4 protein-coding genes are annotated in these 4,717 nt (G+C 40.7%); 1 reads left to right on the top strand and 3 read right to left on the bottom strand.

What is annotated here, in order from left to right:
* Positions 1-706: 706 nt before the first annotated feature.
* Both IM479_RS02590 and IM479_RS02585 read right to left on the bottom strand, forming a co-directional pair.
* Complete coding sequence (locus tag IM479_RS02590; protein WP_287685086.1) at positions 707-1,057, bottom strand: hypothetical protein; 351 nt, start codon at positions 1,055-1,057, stop codon at positions 707-709.
* A 93-nt stretch (positions 1,058-1,150) separates the two neighbouring features.
* Entirely contained in the window at positions 1,151-2,209 is a 1,059-nt protein-coding gene (locus tag IM479_RS02585; RefSeq protein ID WP_287685087.1) for a tocopherol cyclase family protein, read from the bottom strand.
* Positions 2,210-2,211: 2 nt separating this feature from the next.
* Between IM479_RS02585 and IM479_RS02580 the strand changes: the two genes are divergently transcribed.
* Positions 2,212-3,462, top strand: coding sequence for an FGGY-family carbohydrate kinase (locus tag IM479_RS02580; RefSeq protein WP_287685088.1), 1,251 nt, complete (start codon positions 2,212-2,214; stop codon positions 3,460-3,462).
* A gap of 162 nt (positions 3,463-3,624) precedes the next feature.
* On the opposite strand, the gene IM479_RS02575 is transcribed toward IM479_RS02580, so the two are convergent.
* Positions 3,625-4,206, bottom strand: coding sequence for a thioredoxin family protein (locus tag IM479_RS02575; RefSeq protein ID WP_287685089.1), 582 nt, complete (start codon positions 4,204-4,206; stop codon positions 3,625-3,627).
* Between the last annotated feature and the right edge of the window lie 511 nt (positions 4,207-4,717).

Raw genomic sequence — 4,717 nt, 5'->3', positions numbered from 1 at the left:
CTTATGCTAGAAAGGCATTTGGCGATTTTTGTCAATTGTTTTTGATCTAGAGCGAACTAATCAATTAAGTCTCTTGCCGGATAAGGATTTAGTCAATTTATGCCCCCCTATGGAACCATACCAAGTAACGAAGAACCAGATGTTAGGTCACAAGTGGCTGAACAAACGGGAATAATTATGCAAACCCCATCGCAATTTGTAATCAGAGATTGCTGATTGACACTCCCGTCGCTAAAAGCCTATCCATTAGTCACATATTTCTTAACATAAAATTTGACAAAAAGAGAAAAGTGTGCAAGATGGCTCAAGGGGGTTCTATCGGGTAAATAATTTGATGAAATAGTTTCCAAGTCTCGCCGATGATATCATGTAAGGGATATTCTTTGATTCTTTCTACTGTACTTTTAGCTTAGGCTGCAATTAAATCTGAAGGTTGAAAGTGGGGCGAGGACAATTAACCATCTTTACCATTACTTTTGAAAAATAGTATTAATTATTATCAAAAAAATATCGAGGGCGACTTCTGTAAAACCTAACTAAAAAAGCCTATTTTATTGACTTTAAAATAATTTTTTAGCCAGACTCACCGACCGATTCTATTTCTGAGCAGAGATTGACAACATTTCTTATAGGAATAAATTATAAACTAATGGGTTATTATCCTCTGAATAATAGCTGCTAACTCCTGAAAAGGAAGACTCTGTACCTAGCCATTAAAATAACTGCTATCCCACCTTTCAGAATATGGTTCCGTGGGAATATTTTCTTCATCTTCCACTTCTGTCTGCGCTACATAATATAATTTTAGTTCATGCAGTATATCGGTTATCGCTGTTTCTACAGCAATTTTTATTCTTAATCTTCGGGTGTGATAATCGTGATCTTTTTCCCCCAAAGTTTTGAAACTGCGGGGCAGAATTTGGATAGCATTATTCATGACTCGATCGATTTTAATCTCCGAGAGATATTGGCGAAAGGAACTAGGTAAATTCCTTAACTGTTCCCGCACTTCTGCTATCACTAATTGCTCAACAAAATTGAGAGAAGGTTGGTTCATGAAACGATTTTTTAGCGATCAAAAACTGACTCAATGTTAATACCGATCGATAAATAATAGCGTGATATTATCCCGTCGCAATGGTGATTTAAATCACTGTTTGCTCCAAGCTGATGGCCAAATACCGCCAATTTCGAGACCAGCTAGACAACTAGAGCTATTTATAAGGATTTTACCGCGACTATCAGCCAATTTTATCGATAATTTACCTTTGAGGGTATCTTGACAAGCAAAACAGAGACCTTTTTCTGTGGGTACACGCACGCGATCGGGAGGATGATCACTGATACCGATTAAGACAATGGTATAATTCTCGTTGGTTGCCCTCATTTCCCAGTATCCCCAGGGTTGCACTGTCCAAGTTAGTTGAGAATTCCAGATATCAAACTTATAAAAGCGATTTTGCCAGTGAATACCGATAATTCCCACCGATTCCGTCCAGTTCAGAACTTTCCGGGTAGAACCCACTGCGGTTAAGGTTAAATCGGGATTTTCAGGGAAAGCATTACAATTAATCCAAAACCACTTTTCGGGGAAAGAATAACCCCAATTTTTCTCGCTATAAAAAGGTACATTCTCAAATTGGTAATTTTTTCCCCGATAGGTAATCATTCCCGTTGCTAAACCATGAGCAGTTAAAATCTGCCAACCTGGGTCAAAAATCGGTAAATAAGATAATATTCCTGCTGTTGCTTGGGGTGGACGCTTTTTATCTCCCCAACTGTACCTAGTTTCAACGCGATAATCCCATTGACAGATTTCTCCAGTGACGGGATCATAAATTCGTCCTTGCTGCTGGTTTGCCGTTGCTTGATAACCCTCTTGAACAGACTCAAAAAAAGCTGACGGGGAAAGGAGACAGGGACGGATTTTTAAGTTAGTTTTTCCCCAATGGATAATGGCTAATTCCTGACGACTTGCCCAAAATTTATCCGTATCGGGAAAAGTGCGACAAAGATAATTAGATTCTATGGCTAAAATTTGTACCGCTCCGCCGCTATTGACTTGACCGCCGCTTGGGTCTTGAATAGAATACATAAAGGCGAATCCGTCGGCTAATTGCGGAATCATGACTCGGAAGTACCAACCTTCAAAGAATCGGGGAGTGATACCATCCCAATGGTAGCCAGAATGAGGGGGTTGTGAAGACATCAATGGGTTTATCTTTAGGTATTGATTTTGGCACATCGGGAGCGCGAGCGATTGCTATTGATTCTAGCAAAAAAATCGTCGCTGAGGTTAATTATCCTTTCACCGATGCCAATTTTCAGGATTGGCAAAAGTCCCTATTTTATTTATTGGATAATCTAGGGGATTCGGTGCGTTCAGAACTTAAATCGATCGCGATTAATGGTACTTCCTCGACGGTGTTATTATGTGATAATTGGGGTAATCCTCTTTCTCAGGCAATATTATACAATGACGGGCGAGGAATTGCATTTTTAGAAGCAATTAAAGCTATAGCACCCCCTCACCATCCCGTGATTAGTGCTACCTCCAGTTTAGCTAAATTACTTTGGTGGAGTGAACAAGAAATTTTTTCGCAAGCGCGTTATTTTCTCTCGCAAGCGGATTGGTTAGCATTTCTGCTGCACGGTAAACTGGGAATTAGTGACTATCACAATGCCTTAAAGTTAGGTTATGATCTCGAAAATCTCTGTTATCCCGATTGGTTAGAGAATTTACCGATGTTTAATTTATTACCGCAAATTTTTGCCCCGGGTACAGCGATCGATACTATTAAACCGGATTTAGTGACTCGTTTTGCTATCCCGAAAGATTGTTTAATTTATACGGGAACCACCGACAGCATAGCGGCATTTTTAGCCAGTGGTGCTAATTCTTTAGGGGATGGGGTGACATCTTTAGGTTCAACTTTAGTCTTAAAATTATTAAGTAGCCAGAAAGTTGATGATAGTAACTATGGCATCTATAGTCATCGTTTAGGAAATTTGTGGTTAACTGGTGGGGCATCCAATACGGGAGGAGCAGTGTTAAAGAAGTTTTTTTCTGATCAAGAATTGAGAAATTATAGTTTAGCAATAGATGGACAAAAAGAAAGTAATTTAGATTATTATCCTCTACTAAAAGCGGGCGAGCGCTTTCCAATTAATGATCCTTTTTTACCCGCAAAACTGACTCCTCGCCCCGATAATCCTCTAGAATTTTTGCATGGTTTACTGGAAAGTATTGCCCGCATTGAAGCTTTAGGTTATCACCGGTTACAGGAATTGGGAGCCAATAAATTAGAGCGAGTTTATAGTGCGGGTGGTGGGGCAAAAAATCCGACTTGGAGAATAATTCGTCAGCGTCATTTAGGGGTTCCCGTGCTTTTATCTAAACAGGATCAAGCGGCCTATGGTACTGCCCTATTAGCACAGCAATCGGTTACGCTATTGAAATAGGGTTTGCGGCAAAAAGTTTGTTGGTGGGGTTAGGAGTCGGTCGTCAGGAGTCAGTATTCAGGAGTCAGGAGACAGGAGATTATTTTATTTATTCTCCCCACACCCCACACCCCACACCCTACACCCTACACCCTACACCCTACACCCCACACCCTTCGTTAATTAACCATAATAGGGTGGCTCATTACCCGGTTTCCATTTGATATTACAGCCTAAACTCGGTTTTTGATCCGTCGGTACTGGTTGACCGGTTAAAACCTTGTCAATAGCGGCGCGCAGATCTTTGCCTGTCACCGGTACGCCATTACTAGGACGACTATCATCCAATTGACCGCGATAGACTAGGCTGCGCTGACTATCAAAGAGGAAAAAATCGGGGGTACAGGCTGCCGTGTAAGCTTTCGCCACTGCTTGGCTTTCGTCATAGCATAAATTGAATTTAAAGTCAAGGGTTATCGCCATTTTTTTCAAATTTTCGGGCGAATCATCGGGATATTTCTCCACGTCATTAGAACTAATTGCTAGGATGCCCAGATTGGTGTTAGCATAATCGCGACCTAGACGGGTAAGTTCTTCTTGAATGTGTTTAACAAAGGGACAATGTTCAGAGAGGAAGATGACTAACAGAGCGGTTTTAGCCGTAAAGCTGTCCAGAGAGATAGTTTCACCTGAAACCACATCGGGTAAGGCAAAACTGGGGGCTTTTGTCCCCAAATCTAACATTGTGGACTCGGTGCGTGCCATAAAGTTTATACTCTTTTCTATAGGGAGGACTGAGATTTTTATAACATTTCACGCTTCATCGCGCAAATTTAAGTCATTGACCAGCATCAGTAAACAGTAATCAGTAAACAGTAATCAGTGAACTGATAAGCCATTGACCTATCTGAATTACTCGTTAATATTGTCTATGAGCAGGGAGAAGGGAGAAGGGAGATAGGGAAGTGGGGAGAAGGGAGTAGAGAGCAGAAAGAAAAAAGCCGACTACTGACTACTGACTCCTGACTCCTTACCCCACAGTTAACCTTAATTTTGTCCAACTACTTAGAGGTTTTATGGCGTTTATCGAAAATTTGGGTTAAAACCCCGTCCTTTGAGGACGGCTTTAAGCTAAAATGGAAAAAGCGATAACCAAGCTAAAAACTGAACCTTGACAACAGATAGTAAGGGGTTTCGTTCAGAAAAGACTTCAAATTCGGCCTTGAACGAGTAAAACTTTCTAGGAAATAAGGTTGAACATGAGATTTTTTCGACT

Origin of the sequence: Microcystis sp. M165S2, from assembly GCF_020245885.1 — a bacterium.
GTDB lineage: Bacteria > Cyanobacteriota > Cyanobacteriia > Cyanobacteriales > Microcystaceae > Microcystis.
Note: the sequence above shows the minus strand (reverse complement) of the source record. Positions and strands in the feature narration are given on the sequence as shown.